This window comes from Phytoactinopolyspora endophytica, from assembly GCF_004138495.1.
Lineage (GTDB): Bacteria > Actinomycetota > Actinomycetes > Jiangellales > Jiangellaceae > Phytoactinopolyspora > Phytoactinopolyspora endophytica.
Genome location: NZ_ML142861.1, coordinates 171,119 through 171,735 on the forward strand (window position 1 = coordinate 171,119; position 617 = coordinate 171,735).

At 70.2% G+C, this 617-nt stretch carries 1 protein-coding gene; it reads left to right on the forward strand.

Translation table 11 applies throughout. From position 1 onward, the window contains the following. Nucleotides 1-54: 54 nt before the first annotated feature. The coding region (locus ELR45_RS23060; RefSeq protein WP_205857091.1) for an MTAP family purine nucleoside phosphorylase at nucleotides 55-617 on the forward strand (563 nt) is incomplete at its 3' end.

Genomic DNA, 617 nt, shown 5'->3' on the forward strand with positions numbered 1-617 from the left:
GGGCGGCTGAGCCGGCCCAGCGAGAGCCCTGGTCACTCGGGGCGTTCGGCGGGGGTGGCTTTCCTGCCGCGGCACGGGCCTGATCATCGCTACCCGCCGCACCGGGTGAACTACCGGGCCAACGTCGACGCGATGCGGCAGCTGGGCGTCCGGGCGCTGATCTCCCCGTTCGCGGCCGGATCGCTGCGTGCGGAGATCAAGCCGGGTGACTTCGTCGTCGTGGACCAGTTCGTCGACCGCACGTCCGGCCGGTCGGACACCTTCTACGACCACTTCGACGACGGTCCGCACCATGCCTCACTGGCGGAACCCTATGATCCGAAGCTCCGCCGGGTCCTGCTCGATGCGGCCATGGCGTCCGGCGTCACAGCGCACGACGGCGGCACCGTCGTCGTCACCAACGGCCCGCGGTTCTCCACCCGTGCGGAATCCGCCTGGTACCGCGGGGCCGGCTGGCACGTGGTGAACATGACGCAGTACCCCGAGGCCGCGCTGGCGCGCGAGGCCGGTATACCGTTCGCGGGCATCGCACTCGTCACCGACTACGATGCCGGCCTGGACGAGGAGCCGACGGTGGAACCGGTCACGCAGGAGGCCGTCTTCAAGGTCTTCGAGGA